Origin of the sequence: Pectobacterium atrosepticum, from assembly GCA_019056595.1 — a bacterium.
Taxonomy (GTDB): Bacteria; Pseudomonadota; Gammaproteobacteria; order Enterobacterales; family Enterobacteriaceae; genus Pectobacterium; species Pectobacterium atrosepticum.
In genome coordinates this window covers 866,886-892,240 of the sequence record CP036163.1, presented here as the reverse complement: position 1 = coordinate 892,240, position 25,355 = coordinate 866,886, and the positions used below count along the sequence as shown (strand labels likewise).

Annotated in this window: 22 protein-coding genes; 11 read left to right on the top strand and 11 right to left on the bottom strand. The window is 51.7% G+C overall.

Features of this window, described 5'->3' with window-relative positions; translation table 11 throughout:
* Nucleotides 1–17: 17 nt before the first annotated feature.
* The 6 genes from DCX48_04625 to DCX48_04600 all read left to right on the top strand — a co-directional run bounded on the left by DCX48_04625 (nt 18) and on the right by DCX48_04600 (nt 4,591).
* Nucleotides 18–359, top strand: coding sequence for a cupin domain-containing protein (locus DCX48_04625; GenBank protein ID QXE13854.1), 342 nt, complete (start codon nt 18–20; stop codon nt 357–359).
* 38 nt (nt 360–397) lie between these two features.
* Nucleotides 398–1,162: a class I SAM-dependent methyltransferase gene (locus DCX48_04620; GenBank protein ID QXE13853.1), complete on the top strand. Its 765-nt coding sequence runs from the start codon at nt 398–400 to the stop codon at nt 1,160–1,162.
* Nucleotides 1,163–1,330: 168 nt separating this feature from the next.
* A complete protein-coding gene (gene btuC, locus DCX48_04615; protein ID QXE13852.1) occupies nt 1,331–2,368 on the top strand; it encodes a vitamin B12 ABC transporter permease BtuC in 1,038 nt (345 codons plus the stop codon).
* A gap of 52 nt (nt 2,369–2,420) precedes the next feature.
* On the top strand, nt 2,421–2,972 hold the full coding sequence (locus DCX48_04610) for a glutathione peroxidase (GenBank protein ID QXE13851.1): 552 nt from the start codon (nt 2,421–2,423) through the stop codon (nt 2,970–2,972).
* The gene (btuD, locus tag DCX48_04605) at nt 2,973–3,749 is read left to right on the top strand and encodes a vitamin B12 ABC transporter ATP-binding protein BtuD (protein ID QXE13850.1); all 777 of its coding nucleotides are present in this window, start codon (nt 2,973–2,975) and stop codon (nt 3,747–3,749) included.
* Nucleotides 3,750–4,096: 347 nt separating this feature from the next.
* Nucleotides 4,097–4,591 (top strand): endopeptidase, encoded by a 495-nt coding sequence (locus DCX48_04600; GenBank protein QXE13849.1) that lies wholly within the window; start codon nt 4,097–4,099, stop codon nt 4,589–4,591.
* Between the two features lie 108 nt (nt 4,592–4,699).
* On the opposite strand, the gene DCX48_04595 is transcribed toward DCX48_04600, so the two are convergent.
* Nucleotides 4,700–6,541, bottom strand: coding sequence for a phosphogluconate dehydratase (locus tag DCX48_04595; GenBank protein QXE13848.1), 1,842 nt, complete (start codon nt 6,539–6,541; stop codon nt 4,700–4,702).
* A gap of 850 nt (nt 6,542–7,391) precedes the next feature.
* Here DCX48_04595 and gntR point away from each other — a divergent pair.
* On the top strand, nt 7,392–8,387 hold the full coding sequence (gene gntR / locus DCX48_04590; GenBank protein ID QXE13847.1) for an HTH-type transcriptional regulator GntR: 996 nt from the start codon (nt 7,392–7,394) through the stop codon (nt 8,385–8,387).
* Nucleotides 8,388–8,391: 4 nt separating this feature from the next.
* Here the strand turns inward: gntR and DCX48_04585 are convergent, their stop codons facing one another.
* A complete protein-coding gene (locus tag DCX48_04585; GenBank protein QXE13846.1) occupies nt 8,392–8,919 on the bottom strand; it encodes a gluconokinase in 528 nt (175 codons plus the stop codon).
* Nucleotides 8,920–9,215: 296 nt separating this feature from the next.
* On the opposite strand from DCX48_04585, the gene gntT reads away from it, so the two are divergent.
* The 3 genes from gntT to DCX48_04570 all read left to right on the top strand — a co-directional run bounded on the left by gntT (nt 9,216) and on the right by DCX48_04570 (nt 13,123).
* A complete protein-coding gene (gntT, locus tag DCX48_04580; GenBank protein QXE13845.1) occupies nt 9,216–10,550 on the top strand; it encodes a gluconate transporter in 1,335 nt (444 codons plus the stop codon).
* A gap of 210 nt (nt 10,551–10,760) precedes the next feature.
* Nucleotides 10,761–11,486 (top strand): EAL domain-containing protein, encoded by a 726-nt coding sequence (locus DCX48_04575; GenBank protein QXE13844.1) that lies wholly within the window; start codon nt 10,761–10,763, stop codon nt 11,484–11,486.
* A 185-nt stretch (nt 11,487–11,671) separates the two neighbouring features.
* Nucleotides 11,672–13,123 (top strand): YdiU family protein, encoded by a 1,452-nt coding sequence (locus DCX48_04570; GenBank protein QXE13843.1) that lies wholly within the window; start codon nt 11,672–11,674, stop codon nt 13,121–13,123.
* 19 nt (nt 13,124–13,142) lie between these two features.
* Here the strand turns inward: DCX48_04570 and DCX48_04565 are convergent, their stop codons facing one another.
* From DCX48_04565 to DCX48_04540, 6 genes are all read right to left on the bottom strand, one after another.
* Nucleotides 13,143–13,940 (bottom strand): heme ABC transporter ATP-binding protein, encoded by a 798-nt coding sequence (locus DCX48_04565; GenBank protein ID QXE13842.1) that lies wholly within the window; start codon nt 13,938–13,940, stop codon nt 13,143–13,145.
* Nucleotides 13,933–14,937 (bottom strand): iron ABC transporter permease, encoded by a 1,005-nt coding sequence (locus DCX48_04560; GenBank protein ID QXE13841.1) that lies wholly within the window; start codon nt 14,935–14,937, stop codon nt 13,933–13,935. The genes DCX48_04565 and DCX48_04560 overlap by 8 nt, the downstream gene beginning before the upstream one ends.
* Nucleotides 14,934–15,752, bottom strand: coding sequence for a hemin ABC transporter substrate-binding protein (locus tag DCX48_04555; GenBank protein ID QXE13840.1), 819 nt, complete (start codon nt 15,750–15,752; stop codon nt 14,934–14,936). Before DCX48_04555 ends, DCX48_04560 begins: the two co-directional genes overlap by 4 nt.
* Nucleotides 15,749–16,798: a hemin-degrading factor gene (locus DCX48_04550; GenBank protein ID QXE13839.1), complete on the bottom strand. Its 1,050-nt coding sequence runs from the start codon at nt 16,796–16,798 to the stop codon at nt 15,749–15,751. Before DCX48_04550 ends, DCX48_04555 begins: the two co-directional genes overlap by 4 nt.
* A gap of 206 nt (nt 16,799–17,004) precedes the next feature.
* A complete protein-coding gene (locus DCX48_04545) occupies nt 17,005–18,327 on the bottom strand; it encodes a 6-phospho-alpha-glucosidase (protein ID QXE13838.1) in 1,323 nt (440 codons plus the stop codon).
* 2 nt (nt 18,328–18,329) lie between these two features.
* Nucleotides 18,330–19,919 (bottom strand): PTS alpha-glucoside transporter subunit IIBC, encoded by a 1,590-nt coding sequence (locus DCX48_04540; protein ID QXE13837.1) that lies wholly within the window; start codon nt 19,917–19,919, stop codon nt 18,330–18,332.
* A 267-nt stretch (nt 19,920–20,186) separates the two neighbouring features.
* Between DCX48_04540 and DCX48_04535 the strand changes: the two genes are divergently transcribed.
* Nucleotides 20,187–20,933, top strand: a complete 747-nt coding sequence (locus tag DCX48_04535; GenBank protein ID QXE13836.1) for a GntR family transcriptional regulator — start codon at nt 20,187–20,189, stop codon at nt 20,931–20,933.
* A 40-nt stretch (nt 20,934–20,973) separates the two neighbouring features.
* Here DCX48_04535 and DCX48_04530 read toward each other — a convergent pair whose 3' ends face one another.
* The 3 genes from DCX48_04530 to DCX48_04520 form a co-directional block, all read right to left on the bottom strand.
* A complete protein-coding gene (locus DCX48_04530) occupies nt 20,974–22,785 on the bottom strand; it encodes an alpha-glucosidase (protein QXE13835.1) in 1,812 nt (603 codons plus the stop codon).
* Between the two features lie 369 nt (nt 22,786–23,154).
* Entirely contained in the window at nt 23,155–24,201 is a 1,047-nt protein-coding gene (locus DCX48_04525; GenBank protein ID QXE13834.1) for a 3-deoxy-7-phosphoheptulonate synthase, read from the bottom strand.
* Nucleotides 24,202–24,405: 204 nt separating this feature from the next.
* Nucleotides 24,406–25,227: a kinase/pyrophosphorylase gene (locus DCX48_04520; GenBank protein QXE13833.1), complete on the bottom strand. Its 822-nt coding sequence runs from the start codon at nt 25,225–25,227 to the stop codon at nt 24,406–24,408.
* Nucleotides 25,228–25,355 lie beyond the last annotated feature (128 nt).

The window sequence follows — 25,355 nt, the reverse complement described above, 5'->3', positions numbered from 1 at the left end:
AATAGCGGAGCGTTTCCATGAAAGAAAATACCCTTCCGGCGGCACAGGCGCTGGTTCTCCATGAATTGATTACCCCAACCGAACACGGTATCGCCAGTCGCGTACTGGCCCGTACCGACGGCGGCAATGTCACGCTATTTGCCTTCGACCAAGGACAGGGGTTGAGCGAACACAGTGCGCCTTATGATGCACTGGTTATGGTACTTGAAGGTGAATTATTGCTGACGATCGGGGGGGAACCCGTCGTCGCACAGCCCGGCACGCTGGTGCGTATGCCTGCCAATATCCCTCACGCCGTCGATGCGCAGCAGTCGTCACGTATGTTGCTGACCATGTTGAAGACGCTGAAAGCTCAGTAAACGGCAACTGCGATAACACCGAATGAAGGAGTGACAGTATGAGCGATCATGAAGCAGGACATAAATTCTTAGCCCGATTGGGGAAAAAACGCCTGCGCCCCGGCGGCAGAAAGGCAACCGAGTGGCTACTGAGTCAGGCGGCGTTCCGGCAGGACAGCGTGGTGCTGGAAGTGGCCTGCAATATGGGCACCACTGCGATGGAAATCGCGCGTCGCTTTGGCTGCAAGGTCATCGGCGCTGACATGGATAAAGCGGCACTACAGAAGGCGCAGGAAAATGTGGCGGCGAACGGTCTGGCCTCACAGGTCACGATTATGCAGGCGAATGCGCTGGAACTGCCGTTTCCCGATAATCACTTTGACGTGGTGATTAATGAAGCCATGCTGACCATGTATGCCGATAAGGCCAAGAGTCGCATTATTGCCGAGTATTATCGCGTGCTGAAGCCGGGCGGTCGCCTCATTACCCACGATATCATGCTGCTTTCCGAGAAGGATACTGGAGCGTTGCAGGCGGTGGAACAGATGCATAAAGCGATCAACGTACACGCTCAGCCGATGCTGCGTGAACGCTGGGTTACGCTGTTTCAGGAATGTGGTTTTAGCAAGGTCAACTATGATAACGGCGCGATGACGCTGCTGACGCCACAAGGGCTGATTTATGATGAAGGCGTGGCCGGTGCGGCGCGTATCGTAAAAAATGCGCTGAAAAAAGAAAATCGCAGCATGTTCTTCAACATGTTTCATACCTTCCGCCGCAATCGGAACCAGCTTAACTATATTGCCGTGTGCAGCACCAAGTAATGACAGTATGCGGCGCTACGTCCTTTTGACGTGTAGCGGCAACAAGGAAAAAGCGTGTAAGGCAGGCGAAATCGTTTAACATACGTGACAACGTTTAGAGATGCCCCAAGCGGTAGAACCGTTAGGGAATATGCTCTTATTGCGCTGGATTCCTTGTTACGGTGAACAATGCAGCCATTACTGCCGGGTGATATCCCGCTAAAACACGCGATGCAGTTACCCCATTACAGCCAGCTAAAACAACAGCAGTGCAGACGCGATCGTCGGAGTCTGGCGCTGCTATTGGCGTTTCTTGTGCTCACGCTGGTTGTCAGCTTGTGCGCGGGGGAACGCTGGATTTGGCCGACGGCCTGGCTGGATGATGCTCAGCAACTCTTTGTCTGGCAACTGCGGTTACCCAGAACGCTGGCCGTGATGCTAGTAGGCGCTAGTCTGGCTATGTCAGGCACTGTCATGCAGGCCGTCTTTGATAATCCGTTGGCTGAACCGGGGCTGTTGGGTGTGGCGAACGGTGCAGGCGTAGCCTTGGTGCTAACGGTACTGCTGGGGCAGGGACTTTTACCTGTCTGGGTGTTAAGCCTGAGTGCGATTGCCGGTGCGCTACTGATTACCTTTCTGTTACTCCATTTTGCTCGCCGTCATATTTCCAATACCCGTTTACTACTCATCGGCATTGCGCTCGGGATTATCTGTAGCGCGGTGATGACCTGGGCGGTCTATTTCAGTACCAGTCTTGATTTACGCCAGTTGATGTACTGGATGATGGGCGGTTTCAGCGGCATTGATTGGCGACACGGCTGGCTGATGCTGGCGCTATTGCCGCTGCTGCTGTGGCTGAGCGGTCAGGGCACGGTGTTGAACGGGCTGACGCTGGGTGAGATTCAGGCGCGTCAGTTGGGCATCCCAGTTTACCGCTGGCGGACGGTTCTCGTGCTGGTTATGGGCGTACAGGTTGGGTTGAGCGTGGCGCTAGCCGGTATTATTGCGTTTATTGGATTGATTATTCCTCACATGTTGCGACTATGTGGACTGACCGATCAGCGTTATTTATTGACTGGATGTGCATTGGCTGGCGGTAGCGTTTTGCTGCTGGCGGATACGGTCGCACGCGTTGCGTTGAATTCAGCCGAGTTGCCGATAGGCGTGGTTACCGCTACGCTGGGATCGCCATGGTTTATCTGGCTGTTATTACGTAATCGACTCTAGCTCGTCTATATTGCTGACGCTGCTGATTTTTACCAACAAAAGGATCAAAACGATGAGCACTGAAATCTATGCTATTCCGCTGACCATCATCGACGGGAAAGCGACAACGTTCGAAGCGTTTAAAGGACAGGTTGCTTTAGTTGTCAACGTCGCATCGAAATGCGGCCTGACTAAACAATACGACGCGTTGGAAAAACTCTACGAAACCTATCGTGACAAAGGGTTGGTCGTGCTGGGATTCCCATCAAATGAATTTGCGGGGCAAGAACCGGGTTCAGAAGAAGAGATTCAAGAATTCTGCCGTGGGACGTTTGGCGTTCAGTTCCCGATGTTCAGCAAGATTGAAGTGAATGGCGAGAACCGCCACCCGCTGTATCAGCTGTTGATTCGCCAGCAACCCGAGGCCAACGGCACCTGGAAGAGTGATTTTTTTGCTCGTTTGGTAAACAAAGGCCGTAAGCCCAAGAATCCAGAAGATATTTTGTGGAACTTCGAGAAGTTTCTGGTCGATCGCGAAGGGCGCGTGATTGAGCGCTTTGCTCCGGATATGTCGCCTGACCATGACACTATCGTCAAAGCGATAGAAGCGGCGTTGGCAAAATAATTGACGCAGCAGACTTCCCCGGTATTGCAACTGCGGCAGGCTAGTGTCTTGCCGCGTTTGTCGCCAACGAATGCAGAGTGCCGTCCCGGTGAACTACTGCATATTATCGGCCCGAACGGCGCAGGAAAGAGCACCTTGCTGGCAAGAGCGGCTGGCTTATTGGCGGGTGAAGGCGAGGTCTATCTGGCTGGCACGCCGCTGTCGCAGTATACGGCAGCGGACCTAGCCGTGCGGCGCGCCTATCTGGCACAGCAGCAACCGCCATTGGCACTGATGCCAGTGTTTCAGTATTGGCAACGGCATCAACCGCCGCTGGCTCAGGAATACGCGGTTGAAAAGGTGGTGCATTTCTTGGCGGAACGCCTGATGCTAACCGATAAGCTGGCGCGCCCGCTTACGCAGTTGTCAGGCGGTGAGTGGCAGCGTGCTCGGCTGGTGGCGGCGTTATTGCAGATTTGGCCGACGACCAATCCGCACGCGCGTTTGCTGCTGCTGGACGAACCCACCAGCAGTCTGGATGTGGCTCAGCAGGTGGCACTGGATTCGCTACTGAGCGAACTCTGTCGCTTGGGGATTGCCGTCGTGGTTTGCGCACACGATCTCAACCACAGCGCCCACCATGCGGATCGCGTGTGGCTACTGTCGGCGGGCGTTCTGGTGGCACAGGGTGAAACGGAGGATGTCATGCTGCCGGAGGTGTTATCTCCTGTGTTCGGTGTTGCGTTTCAGCGGCACGTGGTCGATGGCAGAAATTGGATCACCACTCGCAGTGCCTAATTGCTGTCGCGAGAGAATCTGCGTCGCCAGAAAATAGGAAAAATCGCCTTTACTTGCCAGCCACCCCGATTAAACGCTAAATTAATCAATACTCATCATACTTCAAGTTGCATGTGCGTTGGCTGCGTTCACTCACCCGAATCACTTACTTATGTAAGCTCATCGGGATTCCTTCGCTTGCCGCGTTATTCAGCCTTATGGCCTCACCCCTTCGGGGTCAGCGCAAGCGCTGTTCAAAAACGCCTTGCCGTTTTTGTCCTGAAACTCGAATTATGTAGAGTCTATACTTGGCATTCTTCTCTGCCGCCGTCAGCCTGTGGCCTCGGCTGCTTTTATGGTAATCGCGCATGATACGTCTACGACCTGGTTTGGTTCTACGATATGGGTTGCTCCTCGCCAGCCTGATTTTGGTCGGCTGTAGCAGTAGTCGGCATAACAACCCGCCGCCGAATGCGCGTCTGAGCGATTCAATCATGGTGATGGTGCAGCTAAACGATCAACTGGGGCAATGGTACAGAACGCCTTATCGCTATGGCGGTCTGGATCGTAACGGCGTCGATTGTTCCGGTTTCGTCTACCTGACGTTTCGCGATAAGTTTGGCATGCAGTTGCCGCGCACGACGGAAGAACAAACCGAGCTGGGTGAGCGCGTTGACCGTGATAATCTGCTGCCGGGCGATTTGGTCTTTTTCAAAACGGGCAGTGGCAGCAGCGGGCTGCACGTCGGTATTTACGATAAAGACGACCAGTTTATTCACGCTTCCACCAGTCAGGGCGTCATCCGTTCGTCGCTGGATAACGTCTATTGGAAACGGGCTTACTGGCAGGCCCGCCGCATCTAATTCCATCCGATGTCACGCATCACACGCAAGTTGTCCCGTTATTCGCGATGACATCGACCAATCCTGGTTTGCACGTCTATTTGTGCTTAAAACGTGCGTAAAACGCTATTACGCAGATTCCTGTGGCGAATGTGCGTAACGGTTGGGGATCGCGCTGGCTCCCTGTTCTGCACCGGTAATGTTCTCGCGTAATGCGGTAAACAACTCTCGCCCCATACCCACGTGGGATGCGGATAAATCCGGTTGTTCGGGATGGCGCTGTGCCAGTTCGGTTTCATCGACCAACAGGCTGATTTCGCCGCTGATGCCGTCAACGCGGATCATATCGCCATCCTGGACTTTTGCCAGCAACCCTCCGACGTAAGCCTCCGGTGTGACATGGATAGCCGCAGGCACCTTGCCAGATGCGCCCGATAAGCGGCCATCCGTCACCAGCGCGACGTTGATGCCCCTGTCCATCAAGACGCCGAGTGGTGGCATTAGTTTGTGCAGTTCCGGCATGCCTATCGCCCTCGGTCCCTGATAACGCACGACAACGACGCAATCGTTGTCCAGTCGACCGGCTTTAAAGGCGGCATCGACATCATTCTGATCGTTGAAGACCACGGCGGGCGCTACGATGGTTTGTCTTTCACTCGGCACAGCAGAGGTTTTCATCACTGCGCGCCCCAGATTGCCGGAAAGCACCTTGGTGCCGCCGTGTTTGGCGAACGGGGCTTCCAGCGGGGCAATCACATCGGCATCCAGCGATACCTGTGGACCCTCGCGATAGACCAACTTACCCTCTTCGAGGAACGGTTCCTGGGTATAACGGTGTAGGCCAAAACCTGCCACGGTGTGAACATCTTCGTGCAGCAAGCCACCGCGCAGTAATTCCCGGACCAACAATGATACGCCGCCTGCGGCTTGAAAATAGTTGATGTCGCCAGGGCCGTTAGGGTAGATGCGACACAGCAGTGGCACGACTTCAGACAGTTCAGAAAAATCATCCCAGGTGACAGTAAAACCGGCCGCTTTCGCCATTGCCACCAGATGCATGGTGTGGTTAGTGGAGCCACCGGTTGCAAGCAGTGCGACAATACCGTTGACGATCACTTTTTCGTCCACCAACTTGCCGACAGGCAGATAATCTCCTGCACTTTCCGTCATTCGAGTGACCTGACGTGCAGCAGCTTCAGTTAACACATCACGCAGCGGAATATCCGGGTAGATAAAAGAGGATCCGGGCAGGTGCAGCCCCATGATCTCCATGACCATCTGGTTCGAATTGGCCGTACCGTAAAAGGTACAGGTACCGGCACCGTGGTAAGCGCTGGCCTCCGATTCCAGCAGCGCATCACGGCCTACTTTCCCTTCAGCATACAGTTGGCGGATACGCACTTTCTCTTTATTGGAAATGCCAGTGCGCATCGGACCTGCGGGCACAAAAACCGCAGGCAGGTGGCCAAAAGAGAGGGCGGCAATAAACAACCCGGGGACAATCTTGTCGCACACGCCTAAAAAGAGCGCGCCATCAAACATGTTGTGTGACAACCCGATCGCCGCTGACATCGCGATCAGATCTCGGCTGAACAGTGAAAGCTCCATGCCATCTTGCCCCTGTGTCACGCCGTCGCACATGGCGGGTACACCGCCTGCTACCTGGCCGACGGCACCGATGGCGTGCAACGCCTTTTTGATCAGTTCTGGGTAACGTTCGTAAGGTTGATGGGCAGAGAGCATGTCGTTATAGGACGTAATAATGCCGATGTTGCTTTTGATCATGTTCTTCAAATCGGCTTTATCTTCTGGCGAGCAAGCGGCAAAGCCGTGCGCCAGATTGCCGCAGGCAAGCTCGGAGCGGTGTACGGTTTTATTTTTGGCTAATGCAATCTGTGCCAGATAACGGCTACGTTCAGCCTGAGAACGAGACAGGATATTCTGGGTGACGCGTGCAACAATAGGATTCATGCTATGCCCCATGTGTTTAACATTGATGCTTTGCTTAATTAAAATTAGATGCCAATGACGTCGAAAGAAATAATCGGACTACTGTGGTTAGCGGGCGTTTTTATTATTTTTAAGATGAGAAATGCTCTCGTGCAAATAAACGCACGATACGAGATCGTCAATAAATAAAGTGCCCTTTAATACGGTGTATATACCGTAAAACAGTATGGGCGTATTCAGGGCGCGAATAGGGTTTATCGCGACCTCACTTGATTCAGACTTTCATCTTTGCCGCTAAGTTTTCTCTCCAATAGGCCATGTATCAGGACGCCCTGACGGTGATGAGACCACTATATACTCAAATGATACCGGTAACAATGAGTTTAATGATGACGCTTTACTCGATTCAGCTGAGATGAAAATTATTTTGTGATGAAGATCACGTTGTGATGTGTGCTAGTGGGAAAGGCGCAAAATGTGCTATATCAGGCTTTATCGTGATGGGTAGTAATATCTAAAATAATAATGGAAAAAATAAAAATTAGTTTGGGTTTTTAATGTCGTTTTTATGGGGCTATATTATTTAAAGTTAAAGAATGAAAAATAGAAGTTAACTAATGTGTCGCGGAATTTTTTTTCCCAAAGCGCCGCGTTGAATATTTTTTATGGATGTCAATGTGCTCGGAATTATGACGTTTTTTCAATGAAAAATAAGGGGAAGGGCAGGGTTGTTTTGTCATTATTAATCATTTAATTGTTATGTTGGTTCGGGTAGTGAACGGGTTGCCATCGTGTCACCCTCGCTCACAGACAGCGTTGGTTTTCTTTGTTACACTAGAGTACCGGCCAACAATATTTCAATTGATTGAAAATGAAGAAGAAAAGACCAGGTTTACAAGATGTGGCCAACTGTGTAGGCGTCACTAAAATGACCATTAGCCGCTATCTACGCGATCCGCAGAAGGTATCGGCGACGCTACGCGACAGGATTGCCGCTGCGCTGGATGAATTGGGGTACATACCCAACCGGGCACCAGAGATTTTATCGAATGCCACTAGCCGAGCGATTGGCGTTCTGCTTCCTTCATTGACCAATCAGGTGTTTGCTGAAGTATTGCGTGGCATTGAGCGCGTGACGGATGCGCATGGCTACCAGACGATGCTGGCGCACTATGGCTACCACGCCGAGCGTGAAGAGATGCGCTTGACGTCACTGCTTTCCTACAACATCGATGGACTGATCCTTTCTGAGCGTTCGCACACGGAACGCACGCGCAAGATGATTGAAGTGGCCGGCATTCCAGTGATTGAAATCATGGACAGCGAGTCTCCCTGTATCGATCTGGCCGTGGGTTTTAACAATTTTGAAGCTGCCTACCAGATGACTCAGGTACTGCTGGCGCGTGGACACCGTTTTCCTGTTTATCTCGGCTCGCGTTTGGATGAACGTACTCTGATTAAAATGCAGGGGTATGAACAGGCGATGCGTGAGGCCGGGCTGATGCCGCGTGATGTCAGTACCGATCGTCCCTCGTCTTACAGCCTGGGCGGCGAACTGATGAAAGAAGCGCTCGAGCGTTATCCGGAAACCGACAGCCTGTTTTGCACCAACGATGATATCGCCATTGGTGCCGCCTTCGAGTGCCAACGGCAAGGGTTGCACATCCCCGATCAAATGGCGATCGCCGGCTTTCACGGACACGATATTGGCCAGTCGATGGAACCTAAACTGGCCAGCGTGTTGACGCCGCGTGAAGTAATGGGGCAGGTGGCGGCAGAGAGGCTGCTGGCCCGGTTACGCGGGGAGGTTGTTACCCCGCAACGATTGGACTTGGGCTTCACTATCCTGCACGGCGGCAGTATTTGAACCCTTAGCGGCGAGATACAACACCCGCGTTGCGCAATGCTGCCAGGCCACGCGCAACCACTTCATCAAAGTCGCCATCGATGTCGATACTGACCACGTCAGTTTCATTAGCGGCCGGTTCTTCCAACGCCTCGAATTGGCTTTTGAGCAGATCGGTTGGCATGAAATGCCCAGCGCGTGCCTTGAGGCGTTCCAGAATGACGTCAAAGCTGCCTTTCATATAAAGGAACAGCATTTCTGGATTGTCCTGACGCAGGCGATCGCGGTAACGGCGTTTTAACGAAGAGCAGACGATCAGGCCCACTTCGTTCTTGTGGCGCAGGCTGTAGGCGGCATCGTTGAGACGCTCAAGCCACGGCGCACGATCGTTATCATCTAGTGGCTGGCCGCTGGCCATTTTTTGAATGTTGGCTCGCGGGTGCAGATCGTCGCCATCGATGAATTTAGCGCCCAGCGCGTTCGCGATGGCGGCTCCCACACTGGATTTACCACACCCAGATACGCCCATGATGATGATGCTTTGTCCAGCCATAGTTTGATCTCTATCTCAAAATGAATATTTAAGCTTACTTGGTAGTTTCGCATTTTATCACGTTACCGGTATCATGATACCGGTAACAAGTAGGGGTGTGACAAAAATCACAAATTACCGATGGCATAATAGAGGGCGTGAAGTACAACTCCGGCATGTCAGGCTTTGGCCCCCAAAGCTCGGTAGCAAGCGCTACCCGGTAACAAAAAGAACGCTATCTTGAAGTCAACGTAGCTTTTATAGATCTGACTAGAATAGCGACAGCATCTGTACGATTCCTATATCGGAGAATTATTATGCCATTAATCATCGTAGCAATTGGGGTTGCCCTGCTGCTGCTGCTGATGATCCGTTGTAAATTGAACGGGTTCATTTCATTGATTCTGGTGTCGCTGGCCGTCGGCTTGGCGTTGGGTTACACCACTCAGGGGGGATTTAACGTCAATGGCGTGATCACTTCTATCAAAAATGGGGTTGGCGGCACGCTGGGCAGCCTGGCCCTGATCATGGGGTTTGGCGCCATGTTGGGCAAACTGCTGGCAGATTGCGGCGGCGCCCAGCGTATTGCGACAACGCTTATCGATAAATTTGGTAAGGACCGTATCCAGTGGGCAGTGGTCTTAACCGGTTTTACTGTCGGTTTTGCGCTGTTTTATGAAGTTGGCTTTGTGTTGTTGCTGCCGCTGGTGTTTACCATTGCAGCTGCGGCGCAAATTCCATTGCTGTTTATCGGTGTGCCGATGGCTGCCGCGTTATCGGTAACCCATGCGCTGTTGCCTCCGCATCCGGGCCCGACCGCTATCGCTATTCTGTTCAAAGCCGATATGGGTAAAACCCTGCTTTACGGAACCCTGATTGCTATCCCTACTGTGATTTTGGCGGGGCCGGTCTATGCGCGTTTCCTGAAAAGTATCGATAAACCTATTCCTGCTGGATTGCACAATCCAAAAGTGTTTGCCGACCATGAGATGCCGAGCTTTGGTATCAGCGTATTCACTACCCTGATTCCGGTTATTCTGATGACGGGCCGTGCAGTGGCAGAAATGACGCTGCAAAAAGGCCACCCAGTGCTGGGTTACGCGGAGTTTTTGGGCGACCCGGTTATGGCGACCCTGATTTCCGTTATCGTGGCGATCTTTACCTTCGGGCTTAATCGCGGTCGTAGCATGGATCAGGTAATGGATACCGTTAGCGATTCCATCAAGATCATCGCCATGATGTTGATGGTTATCGGTGGTGGCGGTGCATTCAAACAAATTCTGGTGGACGGTGGCGTTGCGAAGTATATCGAAACGCTGATGGCGGGCAGTACGCTGTCGCCGTTACTGATGGGATGGGCGATTGCTGCGGCATTGCGTCTGGCTCTGGGTTCAGCGACCGTTGCGGCTATGACCGCAGGCGGGATTGTTGCGCCGTTGCTGACCATCACTGGGGTGAGTCCTGAGCTGATGGTGCTGGCTGTGGGTTCCGGCAGCGTGATTTTCTCTCACGTGAACGATCCGGGTTTCTGGCTGTTTAAAGAGTATTTCAACCTGACTATTGTCGAAACCATGAAGTCCTGGTCTGCGTTGGAAACCATTATTGCGGTGTGTGGCCTGATTGGCTGTCTGCTGCTGAATATGGTGATTTAAACCCTGCTTTCCGGTTGCCCTCGTTCTGAGGGCAACCGAATCATGATCTTACCCACGTAAAGTGGACGCAACTCTAAGCGAAGCCGGACTCTGAATAAACTGGCGTTATGGCAGAAGAGTGCTTTTCGTGCTTAGTACGAGTAAGTGCTATAGATTCGTCTATGATAATAACTTAATGTGATTATTATTTATTCTGTGTAGTACAAGATCATGCGCATCCATCTTGCTGTTGATTACACCAGTGACTACGTTTTTTGGCCGATATTCAGGTTGGATGGAACACTGCTTGCCGTTGAAATGATAAGCCATTTTAATGGTCTTGCGGGTAAGTTGAGCATGCCCGCCGATATTCTCCTTATGCAGTTAAGCCCGCGACAACAACATGATTTTATTCATGAACAGCTTCTTTTTATCAAAGAAAAATCGGCATGGTTTATCGATAACCACATTCAACTGGTACTCAAGGTAGGGCGTCAGATAACAGAGATGTTAATTAAATCCGACGTACTGCGCGGCGAAATCAAACACCTCAATTTTGTTTTATTGGAAATTAATGAGCTTTTCCCACAGCTATCGCAGGGAAAAGAAAACGCAGCACTGCTTAATTTGAGCCAATCCGTTCCTTTATGGCTGGATAATTTTGGTTCTGGAAAAACCACGCTTAAACCTTTACACGATGGGTTAGTGCGCGGCGTGAAGCTGGATCGTCAGTTTATCGGGCAACTTTTATCGCGGCCGACCAATACGCTGATGATGGAGCCGTTATTACGGACGATTAAAAACAGCTATTCAGGGATTAGTATCGTCGCTAAGGAGATCGATACCCTGGCGATTTTGAATAAAATAAAGCCGTTGAACATTGATGCCGTCCAAGGACGGATGTGGCCAGCGGTACATTTCGAACGACTTGAGCAGCGTACGGCGCTGATCGGCTAATGCAATAGATTCACCGCTTTTGGCAACGATGTTCTTCCTGAATATGCGTTGTGAAAATAATATCCCTGTATTTCCTCCGTGTTAATTTCGTTGCCATCCCTCTACACTTTCTGCATACCCGTTAGTCGTTGTGTGGTGAGCGTGTGGCTCTCTTCACCTGAGCAGGGTGGTATTAGGGAGACAAGATGCAGCAAACACCGTTATTCAAAAACCACTATTTTCATCAATTGCCAGGGTTCTATACCGCGCTACAGCCGACGCCGCTGCATGGCGCTCGTCTGCTTTATCACAGTGAGGGATTGGCCTCAGAACTTGGCCTGTCTTCCGACTGGTTTACGCCAGAACAGGATGACGTCTGGAGCGGTACGCGTTTACTGCCGGGAATGGAGCCGCTGGCGCAGGTGTACAGCGGTCATCAGTTTGGCTCGTGGGCCGGCCAACTGGGTGACGGGCGTGGCATCCTGCTAGGGGAACAACAGCTGGCGGATGGCCGCAGCATGGACTGGCACCTGAAAGGTGCGGGGCTAACACCGTATTCGCGCATGGGGGATGGTCGTGCCGTGTTACGTTCGGCAATACGCGAATTTCTGGCCTCGGAAGCGATGCATCATCTGGGGATTCCCACTACGCGGGCGCTGACGATTGTCACCAGCCAACATCCAGTGCAGCGTGAGCAAGAAGAAAAGGGCGCAATGCTGCTGCGCGTGGCGGAAAGCCATGTGCGCTTTGGTCATTTTGAACACTTCTACTATCGTCGTGAGCCGGAAAAAGTGCGTCAGTTGGTGGAGTATGTGATTGCTCGTCACTGGCCACAGTGGGAAAACGACGAACGTCGTTATGAACTGTGGTTTGGCGATGTGGTAGAACGTACCGCTCGGCTGATTACACACTGGCAGGCGGTCGGATTTTCGCACGGTGTCATGAACACGGACAACATGTCGATTCTGGGGCTGACTATCGACTACGGCCCTTATGGTTTTTTAGATGCCTATCAGCCGGACTTCATTTGCAATCACTCTGACCATCGCGGGCGCTACGCGTTTGACAACCAGCCTGCAGTTGGGCTGTGGAATCTACATCGTTTGGGGCAGGCGCTGTCGGGATTGATGGATACCGACACGCTGGAGCGTGCGCTTGCTCGCTATGAACCGGCGCTGATGCAGCACTATGGCACGCTGATGCGCGCCAAGCTGGGCTTATTTACCGCGAGCCCCGACGATAATGACGTGCTGGTCGGGCTATTGCGCCTGATGCAGAAAGAAGGCAGCGATTACACCCGCACGTTCCGGCTGTTAGCGGACAGCGAGAAGCAGGCATCGCGCTCGCCGCTCCGTGATGAATTCATTGATAGAGCGGCATTCGATAGCTGGTTTGCTACCTACCGCCAGAGGTTGATGCAGGAAGATCAGGACGATGAGGAACGCCGTCGTCTGATGAATGCGACGAATCCAAAATATATTCTGCGTAATTATCTGGCGCAAATGGCGATTGAACGGGCGGAAAGTGACGATACTAGCGCGCTGGCACGTCTGCATCAGGCGCTGTGTCGGCCGTTTGACGAGCAGCCGGATAGCCACGATTTGGCGGCGTTACCGCCAGACTGGGGTAAGCATCTGGAGATATCCTGCTCCAGCTAAGCCGGAGCAGGGGGGCAAACTATTGACGCAGATAAACCTGTGGGATGGCGTAGTCAGGATGCGAACCCACGCTAAGATCGGCACGATACCAGTGAGCCAGCGTCTCTGCCTGTAGTACGTCCGCAGGCGAGCCTTGTGCGACCAGTTTGCCTTCGTGCAGTAGTAGAATGCGGTCGGCATACAGCGCCGCCAGATTCAGATCGTGCAGGACACAGCATACGGCTAGCGGCTGTTCACGCGTGAGTTGCTTGAGCAGCCGCAAGAGGTGTTGCTGATGGTACAGATCCAGCGCCGAGGTTGGTTCATCGAGAAATAACCAGCCTGGCGTCGGTTCGGGATGCCACAGCTGTGCCAGCACACGGGCCAGCTGCACCCGCTGCTGCTCTCCGCCAGAAAGATGACGATAGTCGCGCGTCGCCAGTTCCAGACAGCCCGTTTGCGCCATGACTTGTTGAACAACGTCATCGTTTTTCGGGTAGCGCCCATGAGGGGAGCGCCCCATCGCAACGACATCCTGCACGCTAAACGCAAACGCCATGCCGCTATGCTGGCGCATCACCGCACGCGTTTTTGCCAATGCACTGGGCTGCCAGTGCGAAAAGGGTTGTCCGGCTAACAGGCATTCACCGTCATCGGGCGTCAAATAACCGGTCAGTAAACGGAGCAGGGTCGATTTTCCCGCGCCGTTAGGACCAATAATCGCCACGATTTCCCCACAATTCAGTTCCAGAGAGACATCATCGGTCAGATAACGCCCGTTGGTCTGAAAGCGCAGATGGCGGGCGACTAACGTCCGGTCGAGCGCTGAGTCAGTCATTGCCGCGTCCTTTATGCTGAACGATCAGCCATAAGAAATAGGGGCCGCCAATCAGGCTGCTTAATAACCCAACGGGCATTTCTGCCGGAGAAAGTAATGTGCGTGCCAGCGTATCGGCAAACAGCAGCAGACAGGCACCGCCCAGGATAGATCCCGGAAGGAGCCAGCGATGATCGGCACCCAGATGCATACGCATCAGGTGTGGGATGATAAGCCCGATAAACCCGATCACGCCGCTGACCGCAACCGCCACGCCAACCAGCAGCGAACTCAGCAACAGTAGCGTGTATTTGGTGCGCTTCACGTTAACACCGAGGTAGTGCGCTTCTTCATCCCCTAGCTGCAACAGATTCAGGCGACGTGCATAGTACAATGTAGCGATCATCGCAGGGATTGTCAGCGTGCTGGCAACAAGCAGCATTGGCCACTGCGCCTGCCCGAGACTCCCCATGCCCCACAGTGAAAACTGGCGCAACTGCTGGTCGGTACTGAGGTAGGTCAAGACGCCGATGAAGGCAATACACAACGCATTGAGCGCGATACCTGCCAGTAATAGCCGCGTTAACCCACCCTGTTCGGAACGGCTGAGGATGAAGATGATAGCGGTAATCGCCAGACTACCCGCAAAGGCGGCGAACATCGGACCGTAAAGCGCCAACAGCGGAGGCAGGCCGAGCGGTAGCACGATGGTCAGCGCTACGCAGAGGGCGGCACCGCTGCTGATACCCAGCAGGCCGGGGTCGGCCAGCGGATTACGAAACAGCCCTTGCATAATCGCGCCGGAACAGGCCAATGCCCCACCGACGAGTATCGCCAGTAGCACGCGGGGAACGCGGATATTCAGCCAAATATGCCAGATTGGATCGTCAAAGGGGGTCTGCCATAACATTTTTAGCGACAGGCTCAGCGCACCCATGTTGGCGGCACCGACCATCAGTGCCACCATCAGTAACAGCAGTGCGATCAACCAAAATCGCGGGTGAAACCGTGACGTCATTTTATCGCTTCGGCTGTCTGACGCAGCGTAGCCATCAGCGCTGGGGTTTCGAGCGTAAAGCCGAGCATCGCCATGTCATCGACCACCAACAGACGCTTGTGCTTACCCGCAGGCGTCAGTTCCAGACCGGGTAATTTCCAGACTTGTGCTTCACCACCCAGCATTTTCAGTCCCTGGCTGGAAATCAGAATTAGATCCGGTGCGCTGGCAATCACGCCTTCCTGCGACAGCGGCTGGTAGCGTTCAACGTTCTGCATGGCATTCTTCAACCCGACATGGCGGATAATTGTGTCCGCTGGGGTATTTTTTCCTGCCGCCATCGCGGTCATACCGCCGTGGCTGAGAACGAACAGCACGTTAACCGGCAGCGGTGACGTTTTGACTGCCGCCAACTGCTGCTGATAGGTTTCTGTCAGTTTTTTACCTTCTGCGTCTTTTCCTAGCGTCTGCGCGATGGCCCCGATTTTCTTCGGCACGGCATCCAGCGATGGCTCGGCGGTTACATGAACCACTTTGGTGCCGCTGTCCGCAACCTGCTGCAAGATAAGCGATGGCTGGGACAGATCGCTGGCGACAACCAGAGAAGGTTTCATTGCCAGAATGCCTTCGGTGTTGAGCTGACGCATGTAGCCCACATCAGGCAGCTTTTTCACGGCTTCTGGGTGCAGACTGGTGCTGTCGCGTGCAACTAAATTTTTCTCTGCGCCCAGCGCATAGATGATTTCGGTAACGTCGCCACCGATAGAAACGACACGCTCGGCAGCGGACACCCCGAGAGGAAGTGTCAATAACAGGGGGAATAACCAGTTTTTCATGCAGCAAGATCCTTACGCAGTTTCAGGGCATCGATCTGGTTGCGCCATTGCTGTTGTTCCGGCGTTCCTTCGGTACGTTGCCCAAAGAGTTGTGCAATTTGAGAGCCATCTGCGGCATAGAGTTCCAGGCTGGTCACGATGCCGTCGGCTGTCGGTTTACGCGTGATCCAACTTTCAGCGATCGCGCCTTCGATCAGATGCAGGGTGAAATCTTTATTAAAGATATTAATCCATTCGGCGTGTTGCTCCATGCGCTCGACACGCTCAAGCGTACCGGTGAAGATTTGCACACAGCCACGGTTGCCGACAAACACCATGATCTCGTTCTGATCTTCACGTGCGGCAAACAGAATCTGTGACAGCGCATCGTTTTCTACACGGTAGGCCAAATCGTCAGCGACCGAGTTAAACGCCTGCTGACGCGTCAGGTTATAGCGTCTGAGCAGAATGAAGAAATCATGCACATCCGTCATCGCACGCCAGTCTGCTTCAAACTGAGGATTATGGGCAACCGGCTGTTCCACGGCGGTGTTACTCGCTGGACGACGTGTCAACGCTGGGTTTTCGCTGCTAGTAAATTTCTCAACGAATAGCTGCCAGGCGGCCATGTCCGTGGTGTCGGTCGTGTAGACCTTCAGAATGGCATCACCCTGATGATCGAAAAACTGAATGCTCTGGCGCTCACCGCGTGCGGTATTTTCACGCAGCGCAAAGGCGGATGCCCATTGAGAAAGGAACAAACGCAGATCCAACTCGCGCGGGTTGAGGATAAGACCGGCATGTCCATCAAGCGTCTGGTTTTGGTAGTAACCGGTATGCTCATGCACGGCGTACTCGTTGCGTGTGATCGACTTGGTATTACCAACCTGCTCCAGCGCACTTAACCAAACTTTGGCGTCACCCTGCAGGCGCTGCGCATCATGTCCGACGCGGGCATGAGTCAATTCCGCTTCACTGATGTTGAGTAGTGTAGCCAGATCGCGTGCGTATTTACGCGGGTGTTCAACTTTAGCCTGAAGGTACTGTTGGTAAATGGACGTCTGCATCTCGTTCGTTCCCTTAATCGTTGTCGTAGAGATTATAGCAATGAATGAGAATCATTTTCATGTAACAAAAACGCAACCTCAAGTGAAGTTTTCTTAATAAGTGGAATAAGGGAAATTGAGAGAGGAATTTACGTGCTGCGCGATAACGGGAAAAGTGACAGGAGAAAGCCCCTTCGCAATAAGAAGGGGCGGGAAGTCGTTTCCTGTTAGTGTAATTCAGGCCAGAAATCGCGGTTGGCATCAATCAGATCGTCCAAAATGGCTTTGGCGACGCTTGCGCTAGGAACCGTTTTGGACAATGTCAGCGCTTGCCACAGTTTTTGATACGATCCCTCTTCCCAGGCTTCAACCACCAATTTTTCGACGGCAACCTGCTGGCTCATTAATCCTTTTTGGAATGTAGGAATGTCGCCTATTTGCAGCGGCTCAGGCCCGTGGCTGCCAACGAGACACGGAATTTCCACCATCGCGCTAGGGTCAAAGTTACGTATCGCGCCGTTGTTCTCAACAATCAATAGCATTCTTTCTCGCGTGTTAAATGCGATAGCGCGTGCCAGATCAACAATATAAGACGCGTGTTCATCGATTTCGAGATCGCCAGCCGCACCCGATTTCGCTTCAGTGATGGCACGGCAGGCGCCAAACACCTGTTTTTCCCGTCCGGCCATCACTTCATTGGCTCGCGTATAGTCAGGGTTGGCATGCGCCACGACATAATCGGGGAAGAAATAATATTTCAGGTAAGTATTGGGTAGCGTCTGCGGATCGAGTGCGCAGACATCTTTCGCTTTGGCAAACGTGTCGTTCCAGCTTGCTTCGTTATGGTTCTCAACCGTCAGTGGAATATAACCATGTTGTGCAACGTGTTCGCGGATAGCTGGCAGTAACTCGTTACCGTCTTTATCCTGAATCGATGTCCACCAGCCGAAGTGATTCAGTCCGTAGTAGCGTACCGTCATCTCTTTGCGCGATTTCAGGCCAAGAATGTCTGCCATTCTGCCTTCTATGCCGATTGGCATATCACAGATATTAAGTATTTTTGCATTAGGACGTAGCTTGCGGGTCGCCTCTGCCACGATTGCCGCTGGGTTGGAGTAATTTAGCATCCACGCCTGTGGTGAGTACTGCTCCATGTAATCCACCAGTTCAAGCACGCCGCCAATAGAGCGCATACCGTAGGCAATCCCGCCTGGGCCACAGGTTTCTTGCCCAACCACGCCGTGACGCAGTGGAATTTTTTCATCCAGTTCGCGCATGGGGTACTTACCGACGCGAATGTGTGCCATCACAAAGTCCACGTCGGTAAATGCGGTTTGTGGATCGGTGGTATAGCTGAATTTGATTTCAGGTGCCTGCTCTCGCAGCAAAATTTTGCAGGCTTCGGCGACGATTTCCTGACGCGCGCTGTCGTTGTCATAAAATTTCAGCGTACCGATTGGAAAACGATCCTGATTTTGCAGCAGCATGAGAACAATGCCGGGGGTAAAGGTACTGCCGCCGCCTGCGATCAAAATTGAAAACTTTTTCATGGTTAAATCTCCATAGGATGTGTGTTGTGCATGAGATTTTCCAGACGATCGCGTACCTGAGGAACCGACAGGCCGACGATAATCTGAATGGCGTGACTGTTGCGGACGACGCCGTGTGCGCCGAGCTGGCGGAATACGTCATCGGGCTGCATTAGCGTTGGGTCTGCCAGCGTGATGCGTAAACGGGTTGCGCAGTTGGTGAGACTGGCTATGTTTTCTGCTCCGCCCAACGCGGTCAGATACGCTTTGGCTTCGTCCTGTTGTGCTGCGTGTTGTGTCATGTGTTGAGGCGTGGTTTTTCCAGCAAGATCCGCTTTTGAGTAGAGGCGAATTTCGCTGTCTTCCCGTCCCGGTGTTTTGATGTTGAAACGCAAAATCACGGCGCGGAAAATCAGGAAATAGAGAAAAGAGAACAGGATGCCGACGCTAATTTGGATGACCATATTCATGGCGTGATGGTGGAACATGGGGAGCCAGTTTTGCGTGGCGATTTCAATCAGCCCGCCGCCCATATTGCCGACTACGCCCAGCATATACATCACGGTGGCCATCGTGGCGGCCAGCACAGCATGGATCGCGAACAGGACAGGGGCGATGAACAAGAAAGTGAACTCAAGTGGTTCGGTGATACCAACCAGCACGGAGGTAAGTACGGCAGGGATCAGCAAGCCTGCAACTTTGCTTTTGTTTTCAGGGCTGGCTGTGGCGTACATGGCTGCGGCGATGCCGATGGCACCAAAAATCTTAGCGTTGCCAAACAGCGCGAATCCACCAACGGGAAAAAGCGTCTTCAATGGCAGTGTGGACTGACTGAAAGCCTGAATATTGGCGATCCAGTTAACCTGAATACCGCCTTCTACTGCGACTGGACCATAGATAAACGGTCCGTAAACGAAATGATGCAGTCCGGTGGGGATTAAAATGCGTTCCAGAAACGTGTATACCCAGACTCCGGCAGCGCCTGATGCCAGCAGCAATCCCTGAAGGGACGCGATTCCCATCTGGATTTTAGGCCAGACAAGTAAGGTCAACCAGGCGGCTGGAAGCATCAGCAGAAAGCTGATGATCACCACAAAAGCAGTGCCTTGAAATATGCCGAGATAAACTGGCAGCGTTTTATTGTAATAACGGTTGTGAAGCGCGGTGATAAAGGCGGAGATGGCGATAGCGCCAATAATGCTGGTATCCAGCGTTTTGATGCCTGCGATCGTCGTTAATCCACTGATGCCGCCGATCTCAGCGCTGAAATCAATATTGAAATAGCTGCCCCATTGGGTTGCCATTGCTTGAATTAGATAATTAAAGGTCAGGTAAGAAACCAGTGCTGCAAGACATGCTCTGGCAGGCGAGTGATTTGCCAATCCAATCGGCAGACAGAAAGCAAAAATCAGTGGCATATTGCGAAAGATGGTCCATCCACCTTCTTCAATCACATAAACTATCTGGAAAAATAGACTGTCCGGGTTGGCTAACTCACCGACAAGTATGGGATTCGACAGCATGATCGCCAACCCGACGACGATACCGGCAAAAGGAAATAGCAGCACGGGTGTGAACATTGCGCCACCAAACCGCTGAATTTGACTGAGCATAATGGTGTCCTTCATTTTTATGTTTGTAGGGAAATTTATTTTTTTGGTCTAGATAACGCGTTCTGTAGTGAGAATAAGCAGGTTGCTTCACACAAACAGGGCATGTATCGATGATTTGTGAGCTCAATCAACAAGTTGGCGCACGGGAAGAGGTATAGCTTTTGGCAGTCTTGCAGACCTGTTTATTCTTTGCAGGAGAGCGTTGGCGGTGAGAGAAACGTAATACTATGATTAGGAAATAAAAATTAAGGATGTCAGGCGAATCTCATGGCATCGGAAAGAGGAAAGGGAGGTCTAAAAGTGATCTATAAATTTATTGCCGAACAGATTCGTTCACGCATTAATTCCGCAGAATTTCGCGTTGGTGAGGTGTTGCCAGCGGAGAAACATCTGGCGAAAGAATTCTCCGTTTCGCGGATGACCGTGCGTAAAGCGCTAGAAATGCTGGTGGCGGAAGGGTTACTGGATCGCCGCCACGGGAGTGGAACCTATATTCTGCAAAAAGATGTCCAGCATGAGAGTCACGCGCTGAACAGTTTTGCCGAACATATGCGTTTGATTGGTCGTACGACGACGAATGACGTCGTGGATTTTCGTATTATCCCCGCGCCGCCAGCGATTGCCCGACAGCTGCGGCTTCGGACAGATGAAAAGATCTACTTTGCCCGACGTATTCGCTACGTGGACGGTAAATCCTGTATGTTGGAAGACAGCTATTTACCGGTTGCTCCCTTTCCTGAACTGTCGGTAAAACATTTGCAGGGATCGAAATTCGCTTATATCGAGGACGAAAAACATATTGAGATTGCCGGTTGCTACGAGGTTTTTTCGCCGATTTTGGCTGATGCGTCGGTGGCGCGTTTATTGAGCGTGAGCGAGGGCGCGCCGTTGCTACAAATGACCTCTCTATCGCAGTCGGTTGAAGGTGCGTATCTCGACTTTTCGATTATGATTTATAACGTACATGATTATCAGGTTAGCTTTTATATGCAGCGTAATAAGCTTTCGCTGTAAATTCGCCCGCTCGCCGGGGTGCGACGTGCGGGCGTACCGATTAGTTCAACTGATAAATCCCAGATTGCCACGGCTGTAATTCAAGCGTCGTCGCGTTTGGTTCTACTTTGTCTTTTTGCCCGCTTTCAAGTAAAGACTGTTTGATGGAAAGTGTTTTCGGCAGAACGTAATGCACGGGTTTCTCTTTAAAGTTCACCACAACCAGATAACGTTGCTGGTTGAGTTCACGAGTATAAGCAAGTACCTCGTTATTATTCGGGTCGAGATCCTGATAAGTTCCGTACGTGAACGCTGGCGTAGCATGCCGTAATGCGATCAGTTGACGATAGAAATGGAAGATGGAGTCTGGGTTTTGCGTTTGCTCCTCTGCATTGATGTTCTTATAGTTGGGGTTAATACGGAACCAGGGAGTACCTGTAGTAAAGCCTGCCTGTGCCGTATTGCTCCATTGGAACGGTGTGCGACTGTTATCGCGGCTGGTTTGTTTCACGTTTTCCAGGAAGACATCAGGTTTCACTTTTCCTGTCTCTACAAAGTCCTGCCAGAAGCCTTTAACTTCAATGTCATCAAATTCAGACAAGGACGTAAACGGGTAGTTGGTCATGCCCAATTCGTCTCCTTGATAAATAAACGGAGTTGCGCGCTGCGTTAACGCCAACGTCGCCAGTGCTTTAGCGGAACGGGTGCGCCACTCGGGGCGATCGTCACCGAAGTGTGATACCGCACGCGGGTTGTCATGGTTGCTCAGGAAGAAGGTATTCCAGCCATGTTGCCCGGCCATATCAACCAGTCGATTGTTGATCTGACGGAACTGGGACAGCGTCCAGTCATTCCGCCGCCATCTTTCCTCTACGGCGCGATCGAGACGGATAAGATCGAATGAAAAGGCCATATCGAGCTCTTTACGGCGCTGATCGATAAACGGGGCCGCTTCCTCCAGCGGTACACCGAAAATTTCACCTGCGGAAACGACATCGTATTTTGTCAGCACCTTTTGGTGCATTTCCTGAATGTAACGATGCAGATTAGGGCCCTGCGTGTAGGTGTAGGCAAAGTTTTGCAGTTGCTTTGGCGTCAGGTCGGGGAAAGCCGGGTTCTTGGAAAAGGTTGCGACGGTATCCATACGCAGCCCAGATACCCCTTTATCAATCCAGAAACGCAGCATGTCGTACACTTCTTCACGTACTTTGGGATTATCCCAATTCAGATCGGGCTGCTGTACGCCAAAATAGTGCAGATAATATTGCTGTGTTGCGTTATCTTTCTGCCAGGCGGAACCGCCGAAGAAGGAGGGATAATTATTAGGTGGTGTGCCATCTTTGCCATCGCGCCAAATATAATAGTCGCGATAAGGATTATCTTTTGATTTTTTACTTTCAACAAACCATTCATGCTCATCGCTGGTGTGATTAACGACAACATCTATCATTAATCGCATATCACGCTTTTTCATTTCTGCAATGAGTCGGTCGAAGTCATCCATTGTGCCATATTCTTTCATTATCTTGCGATAATCACGAATATCGTAGCCATTATCGGTATTCGGCGAATCATAATGGGGGTTAATCCAGATGGCATTAATACCGAGCGCTTTTAAATAATCGAGCTTTTCAGTCAGCCCTTTCAGATCGCCAATCCCGTCACCGTCACTGTCTTTAAATGATCGGGGATAAACCTGATAGAATACGGCTTCTTTCCACCACACTGGATGCGCAGAAACGCCATCATTAACGGCTACCATCGCCTGTGTATCTTGCTGATTATGATCTGTTGCCGCGTAATTAACGGCTGAAAATGATAATCCTGCCGCCAGCATTGCGCTGAGCGTAATTCGAGTAGTTAGTATCGTCATAGTAAGTAAACCACATATTCAATAATTATAATTTGGCTGAGTGAAAACAGCCATGCCATATCACCAGTAGGCTGCTGTACAGAAATAAGAATAGCCTTGTCGTGCATGGATAAATATAAATAATGAATCCTATTCTGGATTCTATTAATAACTTTACTCGGTGGTTTTATATGGTCAACTTATAGTTGCCCGGGGGACACTACGTCCGCACGTTATTTTTCTGCGAAAAAATAAGCGTGAAAACTAATATCACCATATTATTCATTAGATAAAAGAGGGAGGGAAGGTTATTACGTCGCGAAATCGTCGGAACGAATGACATACTCTAAATCTCCCCAGTGGCGGTGAACCACTGGGGAGTGATTAGGCCTAGAATCGGCTATCGACAGCGCTTGCCAGACGTGCCAGCAGCGTTTCGGTGTCCTGCCAGCTTAAGCAAGGATCGGTAATGGATTGCCCATACGTTAGCGCCAGCGGGTTGATGGCCGGCTGACTCCCTTCGATTAAGAAACTTTCCGCCATGATCCCCGCGATGGCGCGTGAACCAGCGCGAATTTGCTGGCAGATATCATCGGCAACATCGAGCTGGCGACGGTGCTGTTTCTGACAGTTGGCATGACTGAAATCGATCACCAGATGTTCGGGCAGAGAAAACTCGCTGAGATGCGCACAGGCAGCGGCAATATCTTCCGCGTGATAGTTCGGCTTTTTCCCGCCGCGCATAATAATGTGGCCAAACGGGTTGCCCTGCGTTTTGTAAACCGACATGAAACCTTGTTTATCCGGCGAGAGAAACATGTGCTGAGCGCGTGCGGCACGGATCGCATCGACGGCGATGCGTGTATTGCCATCCGTCCCGTTTTTGAAACCGACAGGGCAGGATAGCGCAGAGGCCATTTCACGGTGGATTTGGCTTTCGGTGGTTCTCGCACCAATCGCGCCCCAGCTAATCAAATCGGCGATATATTGGCCGGTGACCATATCGAGGAATTCCGTTGCGGTCGGCAATCCAAGTTGATTGACGTCCAGCAACAGGCGACGAGCAATCTCCAGCCCTTCGTTCACCTGAAACGAGCCATTGAGTGCAGGATCGGAGATAAGCCCCTTCCAACCCACCACCGTGCGCGGTTTTTCAAAATAAGTGCGCATGACAATTTCCAGTCGATCCTGATACTGCGTGCGTAGCACTGCCAGACGGCGCGCATAGTCCAAGGCGCTGTCGGTGTCATGGATCGAGCATGGGCCAATCACAACGAGTAAACGGGGATCGTGGCCGGTGAGAATGGCTTCAATTTTCTTGCGTGAGGAGGTGACATTTTCGGCAACGTCAGGGGTAATCGGGAGTCTGGCAAGTAGCGTTTGGGGCGTAACCAGACTCTCGATGCGCGCGCTCCGCAGTTCATCTGTTTGTAGCATGTTTTGTCTCTGAATACGGTCAAGTCGAAAACCTGTCTTTGCCGAAAAAACGTTGAGCTGAAAGTGTTTCAGACCCTGTTTTCAAGCGATGTTTTCAACTAAAGGGTTGCTTCGCAGCGGCGAAATGCCGGGAAGTGATGGAGCACACAATAAACGAAATGGCGCACATTACAACCGCATCAGGACAAAAAAATACACCATGTACTAGTACATCCTTCGACTCATGCCGAGAATGTCGATGATTTTGGCGGAGATTTCCTCGACGGAATAATTGGTGGTATTGAGATATTTAATCTGATGTTTGCGAAACAGCGCTTCGACTTCGTTAAGTTCCATACGGCACTGGCGCAGAGAAGCATAGCGACTATTGCCTCGTCGCTCTTCCCGAATTGCCGCTAGCCGTTCGGCATCAATAGTGAGCCCGAATAGCTTGTGCTGGAAAGGTTTCAGCGCATCCGGTAGGCGCAGGTTGTCCATATCATCGGCAATGAAAGGGTAGTTGGCAGCGCGAATACCGAACTGCATCGCCAGATACAGGCTGGTCGGTGTTTTGCCACAGCGTGACACACCCAGCAGAATAACCTGAGCCTGATCGAGATTGCGCAGCGAGATGCCGTCATCGTGCGCCAGCGTATAGTCGATAGCCGCGATACGGGCGTCGTATTTGCCCAGATTATTGGCTGTCAAACCGTGAGTGCGGTTGGCAACCGGCGTAGGAGGGATATTCAATTCTTCCTGCAAAGGCGCAACCAGCGCTTGTACGATATCCTGGCAAAACCCGTCGCTGCTGGTAATAATATTACGAACGGTCGGTGTCACGATGGAGTAAAACACCAGCGGCCGCACACCAGTTTGCTGATACAACGTATTGATTTGTTCACACACGGCTTTAGCGCGAACTTCACTTTCAACGAAAGGTAAGGTATAGCTAACTGTGTTCACGGGGAACTGAGACAGCACCGCATGGCCCAGTACTTCTGCCGTAATAGCCGTACCGTCCGAGACATAAAATACGCTTCTTTCCACATAACCCCCTGGTGATATTTTCGACAGCTCAAATACGTTAACTTCGTCAAAAATTGCGTTTCAATAACACTTTTATTAAAACGCCATTTCATTATCTTCATGATAAAGAATACTAATCTTCTACGATA

Bases quoted from the DNA above. Each gene is read 5' to 3' on its own strand.
- DCX48_04555 (QXE13840.1), bottom strand. From the start codon at position 15,752: ATGAAAAACTGGTTATTCCCCCTGTTATTGACACTTCCTCTCGGGGTG.
- DCX48_04610 (QXE13851.1), top strand. From the start codon at position 2,421: ATGAGCACTGAAATCTATGCTATTCCGCTGACCATCATCGACGGGAAA.
- DCX48_04540 (QXE13837.1), bottom strand. From the start codon at position 19,919: ATGCTCAGTCAAATTCAGCGGTTTGGTGGCGCAATGTTCACACCCGTG.
- btuC (QXE13852.1), top strand. From the start codon at position 1,331: ATGCAGCCATTACTGCCGGGTGATATCCCGCTAAAACACGCGATGCAG.
- DCX48_04530 (QXE13835.1), bottom strand. From the start codon at position 22,785: ATGACGATACTAACTACTCGAATTACGCTCAGCGCAATGCTGGCGGCA.
- DCX48_04565 (QXE13842.1), bottom strand. From the start codon at position 13,940: ATGACTGACTCAGCGCTCGACCGGACGTTAGTCGCCCGCCATCTGCGC.
- DCX48_04535 (QXE13836.1), top strand. From the start codon at position 20,187: ATGGCATCGGAAAGAGGAAAGGGAGGTCTAAAAGTGATCTATAAATTT.
- DCX48_04525 (QXE13834.1), bottom strand. From the start codon at position 24,201: ATGCTACAAACAGATGAACTGCGGAGCGCGCGCATCGAGAGTCTGGTT.
- DCX48_04595 (QXE13848.1), bottom strand. From the start codon at position 6,541: ATGAATCCTATTGTTGCACGCGTCACCCAGAATATCCTGTCTCGTTCT.
- gntR (QXE13847.1), top strand. From the start codon at position 7,392: ATGAAGAAGAAAAGACCAGGTTTACAAGATGTGGCCAACTGTGTAGGC.
- DCX48_04625 (QXE13854.1), top strand. From the start codon at position 18: ATGAAAGAAAATACCCTTCCGGCGGCACAGGCGCTGGTTCTCCATGAA.
- DCX48_04550 (QXE13839.1), bottom strand. From the start codon at position 16,798: ATGCAGACGTCCATTTACCAACAGTACCTTCAGGCTAAAGTTGAACAC.
- DCX48_04560 (QXE13841.1), bottom strand. From the start codon at position 14,937: ATGACGTCACGGTTTCACCCGCGATTTTGGTTGATCGCACTGCTGTTA.
- DCX48_04570 (QXE13843.1), top strand. From the start codon at position 11,672: ATGCAGCAAACACCGTTATTCAAAAACCACTATTTTCATCAATTGCCA.
- DCX48_04585 (QXE13846.1), bottom strand. From the start codon at position 8,919: ATGGCTGGACAAAGCATCATCATCATGGGCGTATCTGGGTGTGGTAAA.
- DCX48_04545 (QXE13838.1), bottom strand. From the start codon at position 18,327: ATGAAAAAGTTTTCAATTTTGATCGCAGGCGGCGGCAGTACCTTTACC.
- gntT (QXE13845.1), top strand. From the start codon at position 9,216: ATGCCATTAATCATCGTAGCAATTGGGGTTGCCCTGCTGCTGCTGCTG.
- DCX48_04575 (QXE13844.1), top strand. From the start codon at position 10,761: ATGCGCATCCATCTTGCTGTTGATTACACCAGTGACTACGTTTTTTGG.
- DCX48_04620 (QXE13853.1), top strand. From the start codon at position 398: ATGAGCGATCATGAAGCAGGACATAAATTCTTAGCCCGATTGGGGAAA.
- DCX48_04600 (QXE13849.1), top strand. From the start codon at position 4,097: ATGATACGTCTACGACCTGGTTTGGTTCTACGATATGGGTTGCTCCTC.